This is a genomic window from Enterobacter sp. UPMP701 (assembly GCF_053709515.1).
The window spans coordinates 1-637 of sequence record NZ_JBSKJN010000046.1 but is presented as its reverse complement, the minus strand read 5'-3'; the positions used below and the strand labels follow the sequence as shown (position 1 = coordinate 637).

Sequence of the window (637 nt, the reverse complement as noted above, 5' to 3'; positions counted from 1 at the left end):
CGAATGCGCTATGGGCCGTTGCCGGTGCCGCCACCGTCTCGACGCTGTGCGGACTGAGCATGTCGGGACCGCTGCTGTGGCGCCGGGAGATTCTGATCAGCGTGACCGCGCGGCAATGGCGCTCGGCGCGCTGGCTGGTCCTGACCGGCTCGGTGCAATGGGTGCTGAGCTATAGCGGGCTCCTGGTGACGGCCGGCCTGTTCGGACCGAAGGTGCTCGGCGCGCTCCGGGCGGCGCAGAGCCTGCTCGCCGTACTCAACGTGGTGCGTGAGGCGCTGGAGAACATCGTGCCGCCGATGGCCGGGAAAGCCTTTGCCGAGGGCGGCATGCAAGCTCTCCATCGCACCCTCGGTCGCGCCATGCTGTTCGCCGGGCTGACCGGGGGCGCGACGGTTCTCGGTCTCGGCCTGTTCGGCCCCTGGCTGCTGCACCAGCTCTATGGCGGCGAAATCCTCGAATTCGACTGGGTGATCATCTGGTACGCCTTCACCTTCCCGATGGCGCTGACGAGCCTGGTCCTCGGCTGCGCCTTCCGGGCGCTGGAGCGCACGCGGCCGGTCTTCATCGCATCGCTTGTCGGAGGCTGTTTCAGCCTGCTCGCGGTCTATCCGGCCGCGGCGACCTTCGGTGTGGCCGG

1 protein-coding gene is annotated in these 637 nt (G+C 68.8%); it reads left to right on the top strand.

Annotation, left to right across the window (positions count from 1 at the left end):
- Positions 1–59 precede the first annotated feature (59 nt).
- Positions 60–637: lipopolysaccharide biosynthesis protein (locus ACWKXT_RS24260; RefSeq protein WP_454542713.1), on the top strand; the 578-nt coding region annotated here is incomplete at its 3' end.